At 45.7% G+C, this 22,368-nt stretch carries 16 protein-coding genes; 10 read left to right on the top strand and 6 right to left on the bottom strand.

The window, feature by feature from the left end:
• Positions 1-6: 6 nt before the first annotated feature.
• The gene (locus DW033_RS16610) at positions 7-894 is read right to left on the bottom strand and encodes an AraC family transcriptional regulator (protein WP_005856470.1); all 888 of its coding nucleotides are present in this window, start codon (positions 892-894) and stop codon (positions 7-9) included.
• A gap of 94 nt (positions 895-988) precedes the next feature.
• Between DW033_RS16610 and DW033_RS16605 the strand changes: the two genes are divergently transcribed.
• From DW033_RS16605 to DW033_RS16575, 7 genes are all read left to right on the top strand, one after another.
• Complete coding sequence (locus DW033_RS16605) at positions 989-2,410, top strand: rhamnulokinase family protein (protein WP_048927389.1); 1,422 nt, start codon at positions 989-991, stop codon at positions 2,408-2,410.
• Positions 2,411-2,448: 38 nt separating this feature from the next.
• Positions 2,449-3,708 carry an L-rhamnose isomerase gene (locus DW033_RS16600; RefSeq protein WP_122382953.1) on the top strand — a complete coding sequence of 420 codons (1,260 nt, stop codon included), beginning with the start codon at positions 2,449-2,451 and terminating at the stop codon, positions 3,706-3,708.
• Entirely contained in the window at positions 3,708-4,733 is a 1,026-nt protein-coding gene (rhaT, locus tag DW033_RS16595) for an L-rhamnose/proton symporter RhaT (RefSeq protein ID WP_085931216.1), read from the top strand. Before DW033_RS16600 ends, rhaT begins: the two co-directional genes overlap by 1 nt.
• An 11-nt stretch (positions 4,734-4,744) precedes the next feature.
• A complete protein-coding gene (rhaD, locus tag DW033_RS16590) occupies positions 4,745-5,545 on the top strand; it encodes a rhamnulose-1-phosphate aldolase (RefSeq protein WP_005856479.1) in 801 nt (266 codons plus the stop codon).
• Positions 5,546-5,548: 3 nt separating this feature from the next.
• Positions 5,549-7,297 carry an alpha-L-rhamnosidase C-terminal domain-containing protein gene (locus DW033_RS16585; protein WP_122382952.1) on the top strand — a complete coding sequence of 583 codons (1,749 nt, stop codon included), beginning with the start codon at positions 5,549-5,551 and terminating at the stop codon, positions 7,295-7,297.
• Positions 7,298-7,317: 20 nt separating this feature from the next.
• The gene (locus DW033_RS16580; protein ID WP_122382951.1) at positions 7,318-9,915 is read left to right on the top strand and encodes a family 78 glycoside hydrolase catalytic domain; all 2,598 of its coding nucleotides are present in this window, start codon (positions 7,318-7,320) and stop codon (positions 9,913-9,915) included.
• 142 nt (positions 9,916-10,057) lie between these two features.
• Positions 10,058-12,277, top strand: coding sequence for an alpha-L-rhamnosidase C-terminal domain-containing protein (locus DW033_RS16575; protein WP_122382950.1), 2,220 nt, complete (start codon positions 10,058-10,060; stop codon positions 12,275-12,277).
• Positions 12,278-12,285: 8 nt separating this feature from the next.
• On the opposite strand, the gene DW033_RS16570 is transcribed toward DW033_RS16575, so the two are convergent.
• From DW033_RS16570 to DW033_RS16565, 3 genes are read right to left on the bottom strand one after another with little or no spacing between them, the layout of a single operon-like run.
• Entirely contained in the window at positions 12,286-13,014 is a 729-nt protein-coding gene (locus tag DW033_RS16570) for an esterase family protein (protein WP_233554222.1), read from the bottom strand.
• Positions 12,914-13,390, bottom strand: coding sequence for a hypothetical protein (locus DW033_RS24955; RefSeq protein ID WP_233554221.1), 477 nt, complete (start codon positions 13,388-13,390; stop codon positions 12,914-12,916). Before DW033_RS24955 ends, DW033_RS16570 begins: the two co-directional genes overlap by 101 nt.
• Before the next feature lie 46 nt (positions 13,391-13,436).
• On the bottom strand, positions 13,437-14,078 hold the full coding sequence (locus tag DW033_RS16565; RefSeq protein WP_122382949.1) for an HU family DNA-binding protein: 642 nt from the start codon (positions 14,076-14,078) through the stop codon (positions 13,437-13,439).
• Between the two features lie 411 nt (positions 14,079-14,489).
• Between DW033_RS16565 and DW033_RS16560 the strand changes: the two genes are divergently transcribed.
• On the top strand, positions 14,490-15,770 hold the full coding sequence (locus DW033_RS16560; RefSeq protein ID WP_122382948.1) for an ATP-binding protein: 1,281 nt from the start codon (positions 14,490-14,492) through the stop codon (positions 15,768-15,770).
• 72 nt (positions 15,771-15,842) lie between these two features.
• Here the strand turns inward: DW033_RS16560 and DW033_RS16555 are convergent, their stop codons facing one another.
• Positions 15,843-16,256, bottom strand: a complete 414-nt coding sequence (locus DW033_RS16555) for a hypothetical protein (RefSeq protein WP_122382947.1) — start codon at positions 16,254-16,256, stop codon at positions 15,843-15,845.
• 339 nt (positions 16,257-16,595) lie between these two features.
• On the opposite strand from DW033_RS16555, the gene DW033_RS16550 reads away from it, so the two are divergent.
• Together DW033_RS16550 and DW033_RS16545 are read left to right on the top strand one after the other, a co-directional pair.
• Positions 16,596-19,952: a hypothetical protein gene (locus tag DW033_RS16550; protein ID WP_122382946.1), complete on the top strand. Its 3,357-nt coding sequence runs from the start codon at positions 16,596-16,598 to the stop codon at positions 19,950-19,952.
• 124 nt (positions 19,953-20,076) lie between these two features.
• Entirely contained in the window at positions 20,077-21,102 is a 1,026-nt protein-coding gene (locus DW033_RS16545) for a DUF1848 domain-containing protein (RefSeq protein WP_122382945.1), read from the top strand.
• 177 nt (positions 21,103-21,279) lie between these two features.
• On the opposite strand, the gene DW033_RS16535 is transcribed toward DW033_RS16545, so the two are convergent.
• Positions 21,280-22,338 carry an ankyrin repeat domain-containing protein gene (locus DW033_RS16535; RefSeq protein ID WP_122382944.1) on the bottom strand — a complete coding sequence of 353 codons (1,059 nt, stop codon included), beginning with the start codon at positions 22,336-22,338 and terminating at the stop codon, positions 21,280-21,282.
• Positions 22,339-22,368 lie beyond the last annotated feature (30 nt).

The following is a 22,368-nucleotide window of genomic DNA, read 5'->3' as shown; positions in this document are numbered from 1 at the left end:
TCCAGCTCAATGTGTCCGATCCCTGAACTCCGAGGGCGTAACCCCTTCTTTCTTCTTAAAGAATGTGGAGAACTGGCCGGCATTCTCGAAATGCAGGCTATAGGCGATCTCGGAGATCGTCAAAGGGGTGCTAGTCAGAAGCTCTTTCGCACGAAGGAGCTTCTGTTGTAATTGATATTGGGCGGGGGAGACGCCGGTGTATTCCTTAAACATCCGGCGAAACCATGAATAACCTAAACCAAGACGGGCAGCGATCTCTTCCGGACTTAATGGGTCCTCGATGTTCTCCTTCATTAATATACGTGCCTCGTTGATTTTATCTACGACATAGGTGTTCGTGAAGGAGTTGTTCTTTTCCTTATAATATACGGAGCCTAATATATGAAGCACGATACTGGAGATCATCTGTTGGTAACCGGATTTCTCCTCCGAGGCGAACTTCAGTATATCCTCATAAAGTCCGACGATCGTAGCGCTCAGCCCGATCCGGTGTAGCGGCTCTTCCTTGGTAAAGAATTTCTTCTCCACACGTTTATCGATATGAATGCCCCGGAAACCTACCCAATACTCATCCCATCCCGTTTCCCGGTCCGGATAATAACTATGCCATTCCCCGGGGAAAAGGAGGATCATCGTCCCTGCGTTTATCTTTTGCGATTTACAAGACTGGGAGGAAAAGTACCCGCTACCTTTCGTTATATATACCAATTGATACTCATTCAGGATGCGCCCGGTCTGAGGCTTGAAATTATACTTCTCCGGATGCCGGGAAAGCGGATAGGCGCAACCCGGCGGGATGAATTGATATCCGACCGTCGTGACGACGATTCCCCATTCCTCATCCGTAGCGCTGATCGTCAAGTAACGTAGTAAATCATTCCGCAGTTCGTTCATGTCAGATTTGAAAGGTTTAAAATCATTTTCGTAAGCAAATATAGCAATAATGCTTCTACTTTTGCTTTCGTCAAACAAATAACTTTGTTAAGCCATGAAGGAATATAATTTTCTAGCCTTTGATATAGGGGCTACCAGTGGACGGGCCGTGCTCGGGACCTTAAAGGATGCCAAATTTGAAATGAAAGAGATCCATCGGTTCCCGAATCCGATGGTGGAATTACACGGACGGTTTTATTGGGATATCTATCATCTTTATACTTCTCTTATAGAAAGCTTGACGATATGCGCCCGGCAAAGAATCCGGTTGCACTCGATCGGAATAGATACATGGGGGGTGGATTTTGGGTATGTGGCTTTGGATGGCTCTTTGTTGGGCTTACCTCGTGCTTACCGAGATCCTTATACGGACGGCGCTCCCGAGGACTTTTTCAAACGGATTCCCAAGGAAGAGGTCTATAAGCGGACAGGTATTCAAGTGATGCCGTTTAATAGCTTGTTCCAGCTTTTCAGGGCGGGGCAAGACTCGTTTATACCGCAGGAAGTGGCGGAAAAGATATTATTCATACCGGACCTTTTGGCTTATATGTTGACGGAGCGTATGGTATGTGAATATACGATCGCTTCCACGTCTCAATTATTGAACCCGGAAACCCATAAATTCGATTACAAGCTCTTGGAGGCCGTGGGTGTATCTCCTACTTTGATGTGTCCGGTGGTGATGCCGGGGACGTTGATCGGGCGGTTGAGCGAGTCGATCGCCCGTAAGACAGGAATCGGGGAAATCCCGGTAATCGCCGTGGCTGGTCACGATACGGCGTCGGCGGTAGCCGCTGTTCCTGCTTCTTCTCCTAATTTCGCTTACTTGAGTAGCGGTACTTGGAGCTTGATGGGTATCGAGGTGGAGAAGCCGATCATCAACGAGGTCTCTTTCAAGAATAATTTCACGAATGAGGGGGGTATCGAGGGTACGACTCGCTTTTTGAAGAATATTACAGGTATGTGGATCTTGGAACGTTGCCGGGAGCAATGGAAGCGGTCCGGATTGGATTATTCGTACGATGATATGGTTCGGATGGCGGAGTTGAGCGAATTTACTTCTTTGATCAATCCGGATGATCCCCGTTTCGCCAATCCAGAGAATATGCTACGTGAGATCACGGCCTATTGTGAGGAAACCGGACAGGCTGTTCCCGCTTCGGACGCCGATTATGTACATTGTATATTTTATAGCTTGGCGAATCGTTATAAAGAGGTGCTGGAAATACTCAAACCGATGTCGCCACATCCGATCGAACGATTGCATGTGATAGGTGGTGGCTCTCGGAACGATCTGCTGAATCAATTGACAGCCAACGCTATCGGTATTCCCGTATTGGCAGGCCCGTCTGAGGCGACAGCCATTGGAAATTGCTTGATACAGGCTAAGTCGGCAGGATTACTGACGGATTGTTGGGAGATGCGAAGACTGATAGCCACCGCATTCCCTCCCAAGGAATTTTATCCGGAAAGGTGATACACTTTCAAATCATATAAATTTAAAAACATCATACCATGACAAAAGACAGTTTAATTCAACAGGCATTTGAAGTAGCGGCAGAACGTTATGCGGTCGTAGGTGTAGACGTTCGTAAAGCATTAGAGGATATGAAGAAAATATCCCTATCCCTGCATTGCTGGCAGGCCGATGACGTAAGTGGTTTCGAGAACCAAGGCGGCTCCTTGACCGGTGGTATACAAGTGACCGGCAATTATCCGGGACGTGCCCGTACTATCGACGAGTTGCGTCGGGATGTATTGAAGGCGAAATCCTATATCCCCGGTAATCATCGGCTTAGTCTGCATGAGATCTACGGGGATTTCCAAGGGGAGAAAGTAGACCGTGACGAGGTAGAACCCCATCATTTCGAGAGTTGGATACAATGGGCGAAAGAGAATGATTTTAAGTTGGACTTCAACAGTACCTCTTTCTCGCACCCTAAAAGCGGAGATTTGACCTTGGCGAACCCCAGCGATGATATCCGTAACTTCTGGATCGAGCATACGAAGCGTTGTCGCTGGATCAGCGATGAGATGGGTAAAGCCCAGAACGATCCTTGTATGATGAACCTTTGGATACATGACGGGAGCAAGGAAGTACCGGCCAGCCGCTTACGTTATCGCCGTATCTTGGAGGAATCGCTGGATGAGATATTCGCTACCGAATATAAATGGATGAAAGATTGTATCGAGGCGAAACTCTTCGGTATCGGTCTGGAAAGTTATACGGTAGGTTCCTATGATTTCTATTTGGGTTACGGGGCGAAAAAGAACAAGATCGTTACCTTGGACACCGGCCATTTCCATTTGACGGAAAGTATCGCCGACAAGGTTTCCTCGTTATTGCTGTTTACGCCCGAGATCATGTTGCACGTAAGTCGTCCGATCCGTTGGGATAGCGATCATGTCGTGATCTTGAATGACGATGTGCAGGATTTAGCTCGTGAGATCGTGCGTTGCGACGCCTTGGACCGGGTACATATCGGTTTGGATTATTTCGACGCTACCATCAATCGTATCGGTGCTTATGTCATTGGTAGCCGTGCTACGCAAAAAGCCTTTATGCTCGCTTTGCTGGAGCCGATCGCCTTGCTTCGCCAGTACGAGGATGAGGGTAAGTATTTCCAGCGTCTTGCCTTGCAGGAGGAAGCGAAGAGTCTGCCTTGGGGTGCGGTTTGGGATATGTATTGTCTGCAAAGTGGGGTCCCCGTAGGAGAGTCTTATATCGCTGAGATCGAGAAATATGAGTCCGACGTTACCTCAAGACGGAAATGATAGAGATCGGGATCGGGTTGTTGATCATCGCGATCGGCAGTTTCGGGCAGAGTAGCTCGTACGTGCCGATCAATAAGATCCGGGATTGGAGTTGGGAAAGCTTTTGGTTGGTGCAAGGTATCTTCGCTTGGTTGGTTTTCCCTTATCTCGGAGCGATGTTGGCGGTACCGGAAGGGAGTACCTTACTGGAGCTATGGTGTTCGCCGGGTAGCTTGGGAGCGGTTATCTATGGCATGCTCTGGGGTGTCGGCGGGTTGACTTTCGGGTTGAGTATGCGTTATCTGGGCGTAGCTTTGGGACAGAGCATCGCCTTGGGTACATGCGCCGGTTTCGGTACGCTCTTCCCGGCTTTGTTTGGTGGAACGAATCTGTTTGAGGGAACCGGATTGATCCTGTTGACCGGTGTTTGCATTACCTTGGCAGGTATCGCCGTGATCGGTTACGCCGGAAGCCTGCGGGCCCGGAATATGAGTGAGGAGGAGAAGAAAGCGGCGGTGAAGGATTTTGCCTTGACTAAGGGCTTGGCGGTAGCCTTGCTTGCCGGCGTGATGAGCGCCTGCTTCAATTTGGGTTTGGAATCGGGAAACGAGGTGCTGGCGAAAGCGAAAGAGGCGGGAGCTAGCGATCTGTTCGCCTTGAATCCCGTGATACTGTTGGTTACTTTGGGCGGCTTTTGTACGAACGCTGTGTATTGTATTTTCCAGAACGTGAAAAACGGGACGGGCAAGGATTATTTCTCGGTATCGGGAGGTACATTGCTGAATAATGTCTTATTTTGCGCTTTGGCAGGCGTGCTTTGGTACTCGCAGTTCTTTGGACTGGGGATGGGAAAGAGCTATTTCTCGGATTCCCCGGTTATGCTGGCTTTCTCGTGGAGTATCCTGATGTCGTTGAATGTTATTTTCAGTAATGTCTGGGGCATCTTATTAAAAGAATGGAAGGGCGTGGATCGCCGGACGATCGTGGTATTGATTACCGGCATGTGTATCTTGATCCTTTCCTTATTATATCCGAATATAGTTTAATTAAAATAGACATGATAATACTAAGAAACAATGAACGCCTGATGGCGGAAATAGATCGTATCGCCGAGGTCGCCGGCTATTTGTGGACCAAGGGTTGGGCTGAGCGAAACGGCGGGAATATATCGGTGAACCTGACTACTTTATTGAGCGAGGAGGAGAAGGCGTTGCCGGCTTTGGTTTCCTCGATTCCCTTGCAAGAGGCGATGACGGCCTTATGCGGGCACGTCTTTTATGTGACGGGTACCGGAAAACGGATGCGTTACGTGGCGAAAGATCCTTTCGCCAACGGCTCTTTGATCCGTATCGCCGCCGATGGGAAATCGTATGATATCCTAGCGGAGCAACCGATCCCACCGACTTCCGAGTTGCCTTCCCATTTGTTGATGCACAATTTCTTGCGTGCGAAGGGACGGGATAACCGGGTGGTATTGCATACGCATCCGACGGATATTATCGGCATGACGCATTGTAAGCCGTTCTTGGATTCGGAGAAGATTACCCGCACGTTATGGAGTATGATCCCGGAATGTCGGATTATCGTGCCGAAAGGGGTCGGTATCGTTCCTTACGAGATACCGGGCACTTTGGCGTTGGCGCACGCTACGATCCGTCAGTTGGAGGAGCACGACGTGGTGTTCTGGGAGAAGCACGGTATCCTTGCCGTCGGTGAGGACCTGATCGAGTGCTTCGATGCGATCGATACGTTGAGTAAATCCGCCCAGATCTATTTCAGTGCCCGCATGACCGGTTACGAGCCGGAAGGTATGACGGATCAGCAATTGGATGACTTGGTTCCGGCTTTTGGACTCTAGCGTATGCGAAAGAAATTAATCATTCTATTCATAGGGATCGGTTCGTTCACGTTGTTCGCCCAGCAGCGAGACCATCGGACACGGGAGTATATCGCCCCGGTCCGTATTGTCTGGCAGCAAGATAGTTCGCGAATTACGGGAGCGAACCATTTGCTTGTTCCGGGCAACGGACAGTCGGATTTGGCGAATAATCGGTTGTGTGTGTTGAAAAGTACGCCAACCGAACATCCCGCTTTGCTGCTTGATTTCGGGAAGGAGTTGCAAGGCGGCCTTCAGCTGGTGACCGGTATGCCGCCGTCTCACGATCCGGTTTCCGTACGGGTTCGTTTCGGCGAGTCCGTTAGTGAGGCTATGTGCGAGATAGATGGCGCGAACGGGGCGAGCAACGATCATGCGATGCGGGATTTCGTGGTATCGCTCCCTTGGCTGGGCGTGCAGGAGATCGGTAATTCCGGTTTCCGTTTCGTGCGTATTGATGTATTGGGTGATTCTACGGAGTTGCAATTAAAAGAGGTCCGTGCGATCTCCACGTTCCGGGATATTCCTTATCTGGGCTCTTTCCGTTGTAATGACGAGCGGTTGAACCGGATCTGGAAGACAGGTGCGTACACGGTCCACTTGAATATGCAGGAATATCTATGGGACGGCGTAAAACGGGATCGTCTCGTCTGGGTGGGGGATTTACATCCGGAGGTAATGACGGTCAGTACCGTCTTCGGTTATAATGAGGTGGTTCCTAAGAGCTTGGATTTGATTCGGGATATTACGCCGCTGCCTAGTTGGATGAACGGTATCAGTTCGTACTCGATCTGGTGGTTGTTGATTCAGCGGGATTGGTATTATTACCAAGGGAATCTTGCGTATCTGCAAGAGCAACGCTCTTATATGACTGCTTTGTTGCGTCACTTGATCTCGAAGGTTGACCCAAGCGGACAAGAGAGACTGGATGGGAACCGTTTCTTGGATTGGCCTTCCAGTGAGAATACACCCGCTATCGATGCCGGCCTTCAATCGCTGATGATACAAGCCATGCGTGCGGGAGAGGAGTTATGTACCGTTTTAGGCGAGGATGCGTTGGCTTCGGAATGTCGTATGGTAGCTTCCAAGGCTATTAAGTTTTCCCTTCGGAAGAAATCCCGGTTCCCTTCGGAGAAAGATCGGATTACGCCCGGGGATAAACAGGCCGCCGCCTTGATGGCTCTGGCGGGTATCATGGATGCTAAGGAGGCGAACGAGCGTTGCTTGGCGGTGGACGGGGCGAAAGGCTTCTCTACGTTTTACGGGTATTATATGCTACGGGCGATGGCGTTGGCTGGTAATTACCAAGGTGCGTTAGATGTGATCCGTACGTATTGGGGAGCTATGCTGGATGTAGGTGCTACGACGTTTTGGGAGGATTTCAATATGGAATGGCTTCCTGACGCAGGGCGTATTGATGAGCTGGTCCCCGCTGGAAAGAAAGATATTCATGGAGATTATGGGGCGTATTGCTATCAAGGTTTCCGCCATAGCTTGTGCCATGGATGGGCTTCGGGTCCCACATCGTGGTTAAGCGAGTACGTATTGGGCGTACAAGTGGTGGAACCGGGTTGCCGTACGGTACGTATCATCCCACATCTGGGAGATCTCGAATGGGTGGAAGGTACGTTCCCCACGCCTTATGGGGTGATCGAGATCCGGCATGAGAAAGGTGCGGACGGTAAGGTGATAAGCCATATCAACGCTCCTGAAGAGATACGAGTTACCCCGTAGCTCTTATACTTAGTTGTAGAATGTATATAATTATAGAATATATGAAACAAACTATTTGCATCTACGCTTTCGCCGCCCTCTTATTAGGCGGTTGCAAAAGCAATAATGAATTAACGATACCTACGAATCTCCGTACGGAATACCTTACGGAGCCTATCGGCTTGGATACTTCGTCTCCTCGCTTTACATGGGAATACTCCGGAAATGAGGAGGGCTTTAAGGCTTCCCGCTATGAGGTGCGGATCGGTACGAGTCCGGACGACTTGCGGCCCTATGCGGAAGGAATGGCCCTGAAACCTCATACCCGTTATTACTGGAATGTTACGGTATGGGATGGTGAAGGGCGTCCGTGCGCTACCTCGGAGACGGCTTCTTTCGAGACCGCTAAGTTCGATCCCTCGGATTGGTCCGCCTCTTGGATTACCGATCATAAGGATAAGGAGTTCGAGCCTGCCCCTCTGTTCCGCAAGTCTTTCCCGGTAGGCAAGGAAGTGAAGGATGCCCGTGTGTACATAGCATCTGCTGGGTATCATGAGCTATTCATCAATGGCGAGCGGGTCGGAACGAATTATCTGGACCCGGGGTATACGCATTTCGATAAACGTATTTTGTACGTGACGCATGATGTTACCTCTTTGCTGAAGCAAGGCGACAACGCCGTGGCCGCTGTTCTGGGAAACGGCTGGTACAATGAGCAGTCCGTGGCGGTCTGGAATTTTCATGAGGCACGCTGGCGGAATCGTCCCCGCCTGCTATGTGAGTTGCGTATTACCTATACGGATGGTACGACGGAGGTGATTGGTTCGGACGAGACTTGGAAGACTTCCACCGGGGCCTATACCTATAATAATATATACAGCGGCGATAAATTCGATGCCCGGCTGGAAGAGGCCGGATGGAAAACCGCTCATTTCGACGATAGTAAATGGGAAGCGGCACTTCCGGCGCAGGCTCCGGCACCTCTGTTGGTAGCCCAGCAAATGCCGGGAATCCGTATCACGGAAGAGGTGAGGCCCGTGTCTATGAAACGTTTCTCCGATCAGTTATATGTATATTCTTTCCCGAAGAACATGTCCGGCCTTTGCCGCTTGAAGGTGAAAGGTGAGGCGGGAACCCGTATCACGTTAAAACATGGTGAGTTGTTGAAGAAAGATGGTCGCTTGGAGCAAGGCAATATCAATGTATATTATCATCCTGTCAAGCCGGACGAGGTATTCCAGATGGATGTCTTTACCTTGAAAGGTACGGGAGAGGAGGAGATTTTCATGCCTTCCTTCTCTTATCACGGTTTCCAATACGTGGAGGTGGAGAGCAGCCGTCCCGTTACTTTAACGGAAGAGAACTTGACCGGCTTGTTTATGCATACCGATGTCCGTCCGTCCGGTTCCTTCGCTTGTTCGAATCCTCTATTGAATAAGATATGGGAGGCTACGATGCAGGCTTACCGCAGTAATCTGCACAGTATCCCGACCGATTGTCCGCAACGGGAGAAAAATGGCTGGACAGCCGACGCGCATATCGTGATCGACCTCGGTTTGCTGGGCTTCGATGGTATCACGCTTTATGAGAAATGGATGAATGATATTATCGATAACCAGCGTGAGGCGGGTGAGATTTCCGGTATCATTCCTTCCAGCGGTTGGGGATATGGCGAGTGGCCGGGTCCGGTTTGGGACGCTGTCATGTTCATCATCCCGAACGCCTTGTATGATTATTATGGCGAGTCTCGCAGTATAGAACGCTTATATCCTACGATGCTGCGATATCTGGATTATTTGAAGACGAAAGAGAAAGACGGTTACTTGCCTTTTGGCTTGGGTGACTGGGTGTATTGGAAAGCTACGACGAATAATGAATATACCTCTACCGCCTACTATTATCTGGATTATAAGTTGATGGCTCGCTTCGCCTCTTTGCTGGGCAAGGACGCCGCTCCTTATCAAGAGAAAGCGAATACGCTCAAATCCTTGATCAACCAGAAGTTCTTCAACGCCGAGACCGGTGTGTATGCCGAAGGGACCCAAACGGCGCAAGCCTTGGCCTTGTATCTGGGACTTGTACCGGAAGGAAAGGAACAACTCGTGGCGGATAAGCTGCGTGAGGTGGTAGAGGGAAATAACTATTTCTTGGATTTTGGTCTATTAGGCAGTAAGACCGTTCCGGCCATGCTTACGAAATATGGCTATATCGAGGATGCCATGAAGATGATCACGAAGACCGAGGCACCTTCTTGGGGATATTGGGTAGAGACGATGGGTTACTCCACATTGCCGGAGACGTGGACACTTAGTCCGAAGTTTGCCGACGCTTCCTTGAACCATGTCTTTATGGGAGATGTCTCCGCTTGGATGATGAACCAGCTGGCCGGTATCAATCATGACGACTCGGCTCCGGGCTTCCGTCATATCCGTATCACGCCTCATTTCGTGAAAGAACTGGATTGGGCGAAAGGTGAGTACCATTCCGTACGCGGCCGTATCGCCAGCGAATGGAAACGGGAAGGGGATAAGGTTATGCTTACCGTGACGATTCCGGCTGATTGCTCCGCCGATATCGTGGTAGGCGATCAGACCGAGACCGTATCCGCCGGTACGCATACGTTTTCATATCCGGTGTGATAAGAACCGTATGACTTTAGTAAGCCGGTAATGACATCGCCTATATTGGCTTATTTTACCTAGTTGTAGAGACGGGGCGTGCCCCGTCTCTACAACTGGGGATTTCGAAAGCAAATAATTGAGAACCTTAAAGATTAAACGTATGAACAAGCTACTTCTTGCTCTTCTATTGTTTCTCCTATCTTTCAGCTGGATAAAAGTGACTGCCTCGGACAGTTGTCCCGCTGCCTTCCCTTGGAAAGCCCAATGGATCAATACCGAGCGTTGCCAAAGCGCTACGAATACTTGGTTGATCTACCGTAAATCATTCGCTGTGACGGATGTCCCGAATCAACTCATCGCCCGTATCGCCGCCGATTCCAAGTATTGGCTTTGGATCAACGACCAACTGGTTGTCTTCGAGGGTGGCTTGAAAAGAGGACCTTCTCCTTCCGGGACTTATTACGATCCGGTAGATATCGCCCCTTACCTGACAAAAGGCTTGAACACCATCGCTATCTTGCTCTGGCATTTCGGGAAAGACGGTTTCAGTCATATCAACAGTGGGAAAGCAGCTTTGTTATTCGAGGCGATCGCTCCGGGACTGGAGATCGTCTCCGACGCGAGCTGGCAGTGTGCCTTGTATGAGGCCTATCAAAATACCGAGGCCCCTTTCCCGAATTACCGTATGCCGGAGAGTAATATCCGCTTCGATGCCCGTCAAGCGATAACAAACTGGAACCGTACGAGTTTCGAAGGTTCCCTTCCGGGGGCGGTCTGCGTCGGTAAGGCGGGGAAAGCTCCTTTCGGGGAGCTGGTGGAACGTCCGATACCCCAGTGGAAAAACAGCGGCCTGTTATCCTATGTATCCGTCCGGGAATCCTTGAGAGGTGATACCCTGTTCTGTCGTTTGCCCTATAATGCCCAGATCACTCCGTATCTAAAAGTAGAGGCGGAAGCCGGAAAGACTATCCACATCCGGATGGATAATTACGAGGGAGGAAGCGAGCGTAATGTACGTGCCGAATATATCACCCGTGAGGGTGAGCAGGAATACGAAAGCTATGGCTGGATGAACGGCCATGAGGTCTATTACATCATCCCCGAGGGCGTGAAGGTGCTGGATGTGAAATACCGTGAGACCGGTTACAACACGGACCTCGCGGGCTCTTTCCATTGTGACGACCCGTTCTACGACGAGCTTTGGCAACGTTCTGCCCGCACCTTATACATAACGATGCGTGATAATTATATGGACTGTCCGGATCGTGAACGTGCCCAATGGTGGGGCGACGAGGTGAATGAGCTAGGCGAGGCTTTCTACGCCCTTTCTCCGTCCGGGCAGAAACTAGCCGTAAAAGGCATCCATGAATTAATGAATTGGCAGCGGGAGGACGGAACGCTCTACGCTCCGGTTCCGGCGGGTAATTGGGATAAGGAGCTTCCTTTACAGATGTTGGCGTCTATCGGTTGGTACGGTTTTTATACGCAATATTATTATAGTGCCGACAGTAGTTTCGTTCCGGTGATATACGACCGGATGCGCCGTTACCTGCACGAGGTTTGGCAAGTCGATAAGAGTGGCTTGGTGATCGAGCGTCAAGGCGCTTGGAGCTGGGGCGACTGGGGCGAGCACGTCGATATGGGTGTATTGACCAATTGCTGGTATTATCTGGCCTTGAATGCGGAGCGAGCCTTCGCCCTGCAACTCGGCAAGGATAAGGATGCCGATGAGATCTCCCGGATGATGCGTAGCATAGAACGTTGTTTCGACACGAAGTTCTGGACAGGTTCCGCCTATCGCTCCCCCGGCTATAAAGGGGAGACGGACGATCGCTCCCAAGCCATGGCGGTTGTTTCCGGGCTGGCCTCGAAAGATAAGTATCCGGCGCTGACGAAGGTGCTTAAAAAGGAGTATCACGCCAGCCCTTATATGGAGAAGTATGTCCTAGAGGCCCTTTTCCAGATGGGCGAGCCGGCGTTTGCCTTGGAACGGATGAAGCAACGTTACACCCGTATGCTGGATTATGCCGAATACACGACCTTGTTCGAGGGATGGGGCATCGGAGCCGAGGGCTTCGGTGGCGGCACGATCAATCACGCTTGGAGCGGTGGCCCGCTTACCTTATTGAGCCAGAAGGTCTGCGGTATCGAGCCAACCTCTCCCGGCTTCCGTACCTTTAAGATCTCGCCTCAATTGGGTTCCTTATCGGAAGCCTCGGCCAGCCTAGAGACTCATTATGGAACCATCCAAGTAAGTATCAAGAAGAAAGGCAAGCGATTGAAGTTCGATCTCCAAATCCCGGAAGGCACCTCCGCCGAACTGATAAGACCGAACGGCACTCGCAAGCATCTCGACTCGGGACACCATTGGGTGGAGTAGGTCGTGTCTTACTTAAACAGCTGTTGCGCCATGTTATATAAATCATGGCGCCATACATACCAAGTATGTCCGCCGGGCATCTCGCTATACTCGTACTTGATGCCCGCAGCGTCGAACAGTTTCAGCATCGCTTGGCCATTCTTGTAGGCGATATCCTCCGGGCCTCCCTGCGTGAAATACAACTGACGCACGGTCTTGTTGAAGTCGGCGGCTATCTTCTTTAGATAAACGGCTTTCTTGGCGTAATTGTCCGTGTCGGTAGCGAACCATCCGGAACTAAGCACCCACAGGTACCCGAAATGATGATAATGATCCAATCCAACCTCAAGTGTCTCCAGACCACCCATGGAAAGGCCCGCCAACGCCCTATGATCCTTATCGGTCAATACCGGGTAATTAGCCTCTATAAAAGGAATGATATCGTTCATCAAATCTTTCGCGAACAAAGGGACCTCACCCTCCAAGCTCTCGGTATGGATCGTACCGTTGGGCATGACCACCACCATCGGTTGCATTTTCCCCTCGGCCATCAAGTTATCAAGGATCAATCCAGCGGCACCTACCGTAGGCCAAGCGTTGTCATTATCGCCACCGCCATGGATCAGATACAATACAGGCAATTTGCCGGACATCTTCTCATAACCGGCCGGTGTCCATACATGCAAACGGCGCATGGTGTCCAACGTCTTCGATTGGTAATAACGTTCCGCCATGGCCCCATGCGGAACATCCTTCATGGCGAAGAAATCCGTCCCCCCCCTTGTTTACCTCCAGCAAAGCGGAAGTCTCGGAAGACAAGGCACCCTTCGGATCATACACCCGTACGCCATCTACCACGAACCAATAACGATAAATGCCATCCTTCACGCCCGGCACCGTGGCAAACCAAACACCATTCTCCGCCCGGGTAGCCTCATGCATGGCGATATCGCCCATCACGCTCACCTTCTTGGCCTCGGGAGCGTAAATACTCATTAACAGGTCACCCTTATCCAACACACGTACCGACTGTAGCGTATCATTTGGTGTAGGTTCATGCTTCCACTGAGCGGATAGAGGTAATACTTGGCTTAACAGACATAGTATCAACAATATATTCTTTATTTTTTTCATAAATAATATGTTTTAAGATAATAAGACAAAGGTAATCATTTTCAAATTAGCGATCGCCCTCTGTTTTCCTGCGGACATACACCCGGTGGCTTCCATAACCCGATATGGTGATTCCACTCGCCGGGTCGCTACTGAGGCGTAGTAGCTCACGGTTTGCGCTACTACGTTTTAGTCCGGTGACAGCCATGTAGTCTTGTATGCGCAGGAATGGATGTTCATCCAGGTAATCCAATGCCCGTGTTCGGCGCTCCTCTTCGGTGAAGGGCGATTTCCGGACACGGCTGATACCTCCCCGTCTTAAATCGCAACGCAGGTTAGTTTCCTGTACCAGTTCCTTGTCGGCCCGGTAGTTGATACCATTCACCTCGATGCTCCGTGCGTTACGCTTCGGTTCGTCACCATCCAGCGAGTCGATCTCCTTGTCCTTCGCTACGCCTAGGCGGGGCGTGAACGTACCGATGCCATCCAACGTGACCGACTGCCCTTCCGCCATGCAATAGGCCAGATGTTCCGCTACTGTCGTCATCACCTGTATTACGCTACCCCTGCTCAAGCCCGATCCGGGGTAGGTGATCCGTTCCACGAAATCCTCCATGTCCATGTTCCGTTGTATCTTCATCCGATAATACACCGGCTTTTCCCCCGTCCCGTTCAGGTCGCACATCTCTTGCTTGATATATTCTGCCATAACTGCTACTAGGTATAATTGTTTGTATCTTCAAGTTAAAAACATTCTTCTTACTATATACAAATATACTAACTACTTGATCTATTTCCAAATTATCACCGTGGAATATATAGACCACGTCGTGATTTGTATATTCCACGTCTTGATCTGTACAGACCACGTCGTGGTTTGTAGAATTATACAGTATGCGAACAAGAATCCATAAGCTATCGAGCAAGAATTCATATAGGAGTAGAGCGTTTTTTGCTTAGGGGAGTAGAGGGTAGACAGGTAGGTAAAAGAACGTATGCCGCGTAAAAATGTACGTCCGTATACCTTATATCCGCGTATTTATGTATATTTGTATGGCGAATTGGTGCTGAAAAATGTGATGATTAGCTATATTTATCCGCGTAAAAATGTTGTATTCATATGGAAAGAACTGTTTTAAAGGAACTTATTGAATGGAAAGAAAGAGCGGACAGAAAACCTCTTATCCTTAATGGTGCCAGACAAGTGGGCAAGACTTGGTTACTCCATGAGTTTGCCAGGCTTGAATATAAGAAAGAGGCTTATGTCGTATGTCGTAAGAACAATCTTGCCCGGCAGCTTTTTACGCAGGACTTTGATGTGGAAAGAATTTTGCGTGGTCTCCGTGCCATGACTTCGGTGGATATTACTCCGGGTGATACGCTCGTCATTTTGGATGAGGTACAAGATATTCCGGAGGTATTGGAGGCGTTGAAGTATTTTAAGGAGGAAGCTCCGGACTACCATATCGCGGTGGCGGGTTCGCTTTTGGGAATTTCTTTGCATGAGAATGTATCATATCCGGTAGGTAAGGTTAATGTCATCAACCTGTATCCTATGAGTTTCGAGGAGTTTCTTATGGCGAAAGGAGAGAAAGAGGCCTGTAAACTACTTATGAGCCGTGACTATGGGATGATGAGTCTGTTGCATGAGAAGTATGTGGATCTTCTCCGCCAGTATTATTATGTGGGAGGCATGCCGGAGGCTGTTTCCAAATACGTGGAGACCGGAGCTTTACGGGAGGTAAGGCGTATCCAGCAGGAGATTCTCCAAGGTTACGATCTTGATTTCTCGAAACATGCGCCCAAAGAGCAAGTGCCGCGTATCCGGATGGTTTGGAACAGTGTGCCGTCTCAATTATTCAAGGAGAATAAGAAGTTTATCTATGGCGCTTTACGTAAAGGCGCGAGGGCCAACGACTTTGAGTTTTCCATACAATGGCTTGTCAATGCGGGTTTGTTGTATAAGGTACCTCGATGCGCAAAACCCGAGTTGCCGCTCGCCGTGTACGAGGACTTATCGGCTTTCAAGCTTTATATGGTAGACCTTGGCTTGATGGGAGCGATGGTCCAGACCGATCCTGCGCAAGTCTTGATAAAGAATGATATATTCAAGGAGTATAAGGGTGGACTAACTGAGCAATACGTTTTGCAACAGATGAAAAGCAAAGGCGTGTCTCCCATTTATTATCATACGGCGGACAATTCGCGCCTAGAGCTTGATTTCATCATCCAGCGGGGAGCGGAAATGATCCCGATAGAAGTGAAGGCCGAAGGAAATGTCCGGGCTAATTCCTTGATGAACTTATTGGACAAGGTACCAAGCCTGCATGCGGAGCGATATTCCATGCTGCCTTACAAGGAGCAAGGCAACCTGACGAATATTCCTCTTTATGCGGTATGAAGTAGCAAAGGGCTGATCCCGGTTATCATCATCGCCTACACCCAAGGCGATGACGATACGGGAAAGCATTATCTACTTGCCTTTCTGTCGCTTGGTGACTGAGAATTTAGAGTATTTCTCATATTTGGAGCCTTTGGAGAATATATCTGGCATATGTCTCGCCGCAAACCGTAACTTCTCCTCATCCGTATGGAAATCCTTTCCTTCGCAATATTTCTCTATGTCTTTGGCAGCCTCAAGAAAAGCGTCCTTTTGGGATTCGGTTACGATCGGTAGCTCCGTTGAGTCCGCCTCTATTGCGTTTCTCGGATCTGCCGGTGCGATCAAAAAGACCTTTTCGTTACATTCCCCCATCTTGATGTGAAACTGCACGTATTGCTCATCGGTAAGCTCAAGGAAATCTTCTTCTTTAAGGATAAATCCATATTGGAATGTTAACTGCATGGCCTGCCCGCCCCAACCGAATAGTAAATCAAAAATATCCATAGCGTAAATTTTTATAAAGTTATTAATGTTCTAGTATGAAACCTAGGCTAAGGTTTGGGGCAAAGGTAATAGATATTTTGTTTGATAAGGCGTATTTGTGGGTATTTGTAGGGGGGAGATGATGGAAATTCGCTATATTTGTGATGTTTCCATCATGTCGAATCCATTTGTTTTTAGGTGTGGTGGGATGGTGCGTAACATAATGTTTATCTTTATGAAGGGAATAATCACCATTGCATAAGCTTCGTACTTGTAATAAGGTAATGAAATGGGTTATTTGTCCGAATACGATTATTTTGAATTTTGTATTTATTTAAAATGTGATAGGAGTGGTGTATTATGAAGATGTTATATCCATCTAAAGAACAATGGCAGGGCATTATCCAAGAGGGTAAATTTGTAATAGATGAATGCCCTAATCTACATTTGTTACCATGTAATATAAGCCAGAATGGAGAAAGATCTGTAGTTTTTAAGATGCAGGATAGCTGTAATGGTAAATATTACGCATTGAAATGCTATATTTCTGATACTATTAATAGGGCAATAAACAAGGGGGATGAGATTAATGAAAAACTATCAATGATAAGAAAAAAAAATTATAACTCTTATGTGAATTATTTTGAGTACAATGAGCAACCTTCATATCTTGTGGACTTTAGATATGTGACAATTACAATTGATTCAATTATATATCAAGGGAATGTCCCGGCTGTATTAATGGATTGGATTGAGGGAGTAACGCTTGGTGATTGTCTGAAAACGCTAAATGTATGGATTCCGAATCATTTAGAAAAGTTGAATATTATCTATTTGAGGTTTATACAAGTTGTGTCTGATTTATTTACAAAAGATTTTATTCATGGTAATTTATCTTTCGATAATATTATAGTTCAAGAGGATAATGATATAAGATTGGTTGATTATGATAATTTGTATATGCCATTTAAAGGTGAGCAACAGAGATATTTTAGTGTTGCTGGGATATGTAAGTTTTTTTTAACAGCGGAAGAAAGTGATAAATATGAAATTTATTTTGATTTGCTATTTATTATTAAGGCAGTTGTCTATTTAAAATGTAAATTATTAAATAAGGATGTTTCTCTGTTTGAAGAACAAGTTTTGAACGGAATCTATTGTAAAAAAATCGGTATAAGCGATGAGCTATTATTGTTGTATGGGAATATTGATGTGAAAGTTTTAATGGCTTTATATTATAAGATTATATATGAACAAGATGTGAATTCTGTATTGTTTGTATCAGCAGCATTAGGTGTAAATTTAGAGAATATACAACTTATAGACAATTATAAAGCGTTAGACAGAGAGTCTGATTTTTTGAAAAATATATGTCTTACTCAGAAATTCTCTTTTCAAGAACTTTTAATTTATAAAAAAATACTCGGTTGGAGTGAGATCAGTAAAAATAAACATATAGAGTGGAATGATAAGACGATAAATGCTCTAAAAGAATGTATTGATTGGCCAATATTTGTACAAGAGCAAGATCTTTGTTTTCTTTCTGAAAAAAGGAAGAACTTTTTAAAATTAGGATGTTTGTGGGTTGATAGATATTTTAAGGCTCTTGATCTTTGGTATTTTGAACATGGTAAAGAAAGTATAGATGCTCCTTATTTAAAGCGAGAGATGTTTTGTTGGTTTTGGAACTTTATAACAGAACGGTTTGATGAAGAAGGTGACTATTGTTATTCTATTAATGCAATAAAACCAATACTCTGTAAATATTGGATTAATGCATCTATGAATTATAGAGAGTGGTATTTAAAGCGTGTAAATAAAGAAAAATTCTATCTGCCAGTTGAATTTATAGTGGCTTTTTCAATTGATGATCTAATTCCTATTATTCCTGCACCAAATGATAGTTTTAATTTATCTAAAATAAAGCCATCTTGCTTACCTTTAAATAATTTTTCAGATGACTTATTTAAACCTTTAGATGACATACCTAGTCCTTTAGATGATATGTGTGATGATTTAGTGGAATATTATGATCAAAAATGGAAATTTATTGAAGTTAAAGGTGTCGTTAAATACTATGGCGATGGTGGTGGGGCAGATGGTGAATGCTATAAAACTATAGAAAGTGAAAGTGTAAATAAATTAATTGTTAGTTATCTATGTCTAGATGAACAAGTGCATGTTAATTATGAATTAGTCCGTTTTTGGATGGAACAAAAAACTTTAGATGTTTTTTGTTGGAAAAATTTATCGGCGAATAGAATGTTTATCAAGACGGAAGATATAATAAATATATTTTCGGATTACTGGGATTGGTCTATCCTTTGTGATAGTGATAATATACCACAAGATATTTGGTCTATATATTTCTTGGAAAATTATGAAGCTCAATTAGATTGGGATATTTTGAGTGATAAAGAACAGATTGGAAATCTCTTGTGGAATAAAGCTTTAATAAATAGATTTAAAAATAAATGGAATTGGCATATTTTGTGTAATAATCGTTCAGAATATTTGTGGACAGATGAGTTATATCAAATTTTTAAAGAAAAATGGGATGAACGAGATCTATGCTATCCAATTAAATACAATATAATACAATGTCCCAATTTAGAGTTGTCTATTTCATATAAGGATAATATTAAAAATTTCCATGAAAATCTTTCTTTGATATTGACACATCGGGATGAAAATACATTTTGGGTAGATCTGAATGAGCTTTATAAAAAGATAAAGTGGGATTATTCATTGCTTTCTGTTTTAGAAAATTATTTTTCTCAAATAAAGTTATTTTTTTACGATGAAAATTTTTATCGCTTTTGTGAAGAAAATAATGAAATACCATGGAAATTGTCATGGATACTGCGCTTTAAGGAGAAAATAGAAGTGCATACATTGCGTTCAAATCCATATTTGCCACTAGCCCCTCAGTTACTAAAGGAGATGAATGAAAAATGTGGTAATGATTACGAATTTGTACATAATATTTTGTTTCTTGAAAATATAGAATTGCTTTCTAAATATTGGGATGAGGGTAAAATATCATCTCTCAAATCTGTTAAGATGGGAAACGAGATTAATAGTGACAACTGTTTTTTTAAAAATACTACACCTATTGTTGATTGTTCAATCAGAAGTGGTTTAGAAGAATATCAGTCAGTTGCTGAGGTGAAGGAAAATAGTGTATCTCCTTTATTTTCGATTGAATATATAAGAGCTAATAAAAAAAGTTTGGATTGGAATACTTTAAGTCTTGATGAAAGTTTAGTTTGGTCAGATGATTTTATAGATGAATTTAGAGATAATTGGAATTATTCAAATCTTAGTCGAAATAAATCGATTCCTTGGTGTGAAAATCTAATAGACAAATATATAGATAATTGGAATTGGAAATTGTTATCTTTAAATAATGCTGTTCCATGGAATAAAGACTTAGTTTTGAAATATTTTAGCCGATTGTCAGTGCTTTATATAAAAAATCGTGTCTTATATGATGATGAATGTAAAGAATGCAAAATTGTTCATTTTTTGGAATGTCCAAGTATGACTATTAATAGCGAATGGGAGAAAGTTGAGTTTCTTGAAATAATTAAAAATAATTTAATTAATTATAAGAGAAATATCCATTTTGGAGAAAAGAGTGTAAACAATATATATGAAAAAATAAAACTTGATAAGTGTTTTAGGAGATATTCTGGACTAGATGATGATTTTTAGTATAAATATTGTAAATGATTTGTCTATATTCTTTTATTTGCTGTAAGGCATGAACGTTGAATATGCTTTAAGGAGTATTAATGAATAGCATTGAAATTATAATAGGTGAAAAATATAAAATAGAATGATACTTGCTCCCATCATCATTTCGGCCAGCCGGTCAACGGATATTCCGGCCTTTTATGCCAAGTGGTTCTTTAATCGTTTGGCCAAGGGGTATTGTGTTTGGTATAATCCGTTTAATCGGCGGAAGATGTATGTGTCGTTTGAGCGGTGTAAGGCAATCGTGTTTTGGACAAAGAACCCGAAGCTGATATTGCCTTATTTGCATGAGTTGGATAGGAGGGGTATCCATTATTATTTCCAGTTCACGTTGAATGACTATGTGAGCGAAGGCTTTGAGCCGAATGTGCCGAGCGTTACGCAACGGGTGGAGACATTTCGGGAGTTGTCGGAAATGATAGGGAAGGAACGGGTGATCTGGCGATTTGATCCGTTGATTATGACTCCATCTATCACGCCTCGTGTCCTGCTTAGCCGTATTTGGAAGATCGGCAATCAGTTGAAAGGATATACTGATAAGCTCGTGTTCAGTTTCGTAGATGTAAAGGCGTATCGTAAGGTACAGAACAATCTTATAAAAGAGACGAATTGCTTTACGAAAGAGGATGTGGAAACCGCTGAGATGAATGCGATGCAACGTCAAGAAACTGTAGAGGGATTGGTGAAGTTGAGGGAAATTTGGGCTTCTACTGGTTGGAATGTGACACTCGCTACTTGTGCCGAGGACATTGACCTTGCGGTTTATGGCATTGAGCATAACCGGTGTATCGACGGTGATTTAATGGAGCGTGTGTTTGGGGAGGATTATGAATTGGTTTATTATCTTCGAACAGGCCAATTACCCGAACCGGATCTTTTTGGTACGTTTCCCGCTTTACCCGACAAACGCAAAGAGCTAAAAGACAAAGGCCAACGGAAAGCCTGTAGTTGCATGATAAGCAAAGATATCGGTAGGTATAACACTTGCCGCCATTTCTGTGTCTATTGTTATGCCAATACAAGTAGGGAATGCGTACAAAAGAATGTGGCTCAGTGTTCAGAACGCTCGGGTTCGGGCAATTGCTCCGGTGAGAGCAGGGAGAGATAACCGATTTTTCCAGTTCGTCACGAACTCGCAAGGCCGTGTACCCGCAGTCTTTGTGCCGTAGGCGGAACAGGCGAAGCGGTCGCTATGGTTATTACGGAATATTCCACCAAACTTTCTATTGCATGCATTGACATAACTACAGTAATTTATTAAGGATTGTCTGATTCAATATGAGATTCATGGCAATTCGGAAAGATACTGCTTGATCGCTTTGTCTTTTACCACATCCGCTACATTCTTTTTGCCGACCTGTAAACCGGCTCCATGTTCCACTAAGTACTTCACTATTTCAAGCCCTCCTTTTTTGCAGGCATTCCCCAATGGGGTCTTGCCTTTCTTGTCTTTTGCGTTTAAATCTGCCCCTTTCTCTACCAGCAAAGGTATGATTTTCGGCTTGAGCAAATGGCAGGCATACAGCAAAGGGGTGAAACCTTTATATCGTTCGCGAGTTTCTAGGTTAGCTCCGTTTTCTATCAACATTTGGGCAGCTTCGACATTATCGTGTGTGGCAGCATACAACAATGGGGTCATTCCCATCGTATCGACATTATTGACATCCGCGCCATGCTCAATTAACAGTTGCACAATCTCTGCGTTAGCCCAACGGGCGGCTTCTCCCAACACGCAACAGTTGTTTTCAGTTGTCCGTATCTTCACATCGGCACCTCGTTCTATGAGAAAACGTACCATTTCCGGGTCGTTTCTTGTTACCGCGTCCATCAGTACGGTTCGGTCGCCATCGTTCTTGTCGTTGGCGTCCGCACCTTTATCTACCAAGTATCGGACATCGGCAAGGCTTCCTTTTATCACGGCATAGAACAGGACTGTGTATCCCCAGTTGGCTCTTGCATGAATATTTGCGCCTTTTTCAACCAAAAAACGCATCATGTCGAAATGTTTGAAAGAAGCGGAAGTCATTAAGGCAGTCCAACCTTCCTCGTCACACGCGTCCAGCTCCGCCCCATTCTCCAGCAGGTATTCTGCAATGTCGATGACATTGTTTTTGGCCGCAGACATCAAGGGTGTCGCACCATCGGGCAACCTGTCATTCACGTCAAAGCCTTTTTCCACCAGTGTTTTGACCAGCTCCAGGCTTTTCCGATAAACGGCATGGAACAAGAGACTGCAATTGTATTGGTCCTTGTAAGACGGTTCCAGCATGTAGCCCGAACGAATCATAGACAAGGCTTTGTCAATGTCGTTTTCATCCCGTACGAGTCGAAAGAGTTCTTCCATAAGAAATATTTGTTGACAAATTAAATACCA

The organism is Parabacteroides sp. AF39-10AC (assembly GCF_003635405.1).
In the GTDB taxonomy this organism is placed as follows: Bacteria; Bacteroidota; Bacteroidia; order Bacteroidales; family Tannerellaceae; genus Parabacteroides; species Parabacteroides distasonis.
This window is presented reverse-complemented; position numbering and strand designations above follow the sequence as displayed.

Coding starts and splice junctions, on each gene's coding strand:
- DW033_RS16610 (WP_005856470.1), bottom strand. CDS start 894: ATGAACGAACTGCGGAATGATTTACTACGTTACTTGACGATCAGCGCT.
- DW033_RS16605 (WP_048927389.1), top strand. CDS start 989: ATGAAGGAATATAATTTTCTAGCCTTTGATATAGGGGCTACCAGTGGA.
- DW033_RS16600 (WP_122382953.1), top strand. CDS start 2,449: ATGACAAAAGACAGTTTAATTCAACAGGCATTTGAAGTAGCGGCAGAA.
- rhaD (WP_005856479.1), top strand. CDS start 4,745: ATGATAATACTAAGAAACAATGAACGCCTGATGGCGGAAATAGATCGT.
- DW033_RS16585 (WP_122382952.1), top strand. CDS start 5,549: ATGCGAAAGAAATTAATCATTCTATTCATAGGGATCGGTTCGTTCACG.
- DW033_RS16580 (WP_122382951.1), top strand. CDS start 7,318: ATGTATATAATTATAGAATATATGAAACAAACTATTTGCATCTACGCT.
- DW033_RS16575 (WP_122382950.1), top strand. CDS start 10,058: ATGAACAAGCTACTTCTTGCTCTTCTATTGTTTCTCCTATCTTTCAGC.
- DW033_RS16570 (WP_233554222.1), bottom strand. CDS start 13,014: ATGAAGGATGTTCCGCATGGGGCCATGGCGGAACGTTATTACCAATCG.
- DW033_RS24955 (WP_233554221.1), bottom strand. CDS start 13,390: ATGAAAAAAATAAAGAATATATTGTTGATACTATGTCTGTTAAGCCAA.
- DW033_RS16565 (WP_122382949.1), bottom strand. CDS start 14,078: ATGGCAGAATATATCAAGCAAGAGATGTGCGACCTGAACGGGACGGGG.
- DW033_RS16560 (WP_122382948.1), top strand. CDS start 14,490: ATGGAAAGAACTGTTTTAAAGGAACTTATTGAATGGAAAGAAAGAGCG.
- DW033_RS16555 (WP_122382947.1), bottom strand. CDS start 16,256: ATGGATATTTTTGATTTACTATTCGGTTGGGGCGGGCAGGCCATGCAG.
- DW033_RS16550 (WP_122382946.1), top strand. CDS start 16,596: ATGAAGATGTTATATCCATCTAAAGAACAATGGCAGGGCATTATCCAA.
- DW033_RS16545 (WP_122382945.1), top strand. CDS start 20,077: ATGATACTTGCTCCCATCATCATTTCGGCCAGCCGGTCAACGGATATT.
- DW033_RS16535 (WP_122382944.1), bottom strand. CDS start 22,338: ATGGAAGAACTCTTTCGACTCGTACGGGATGAAAACGACATTGACAAA.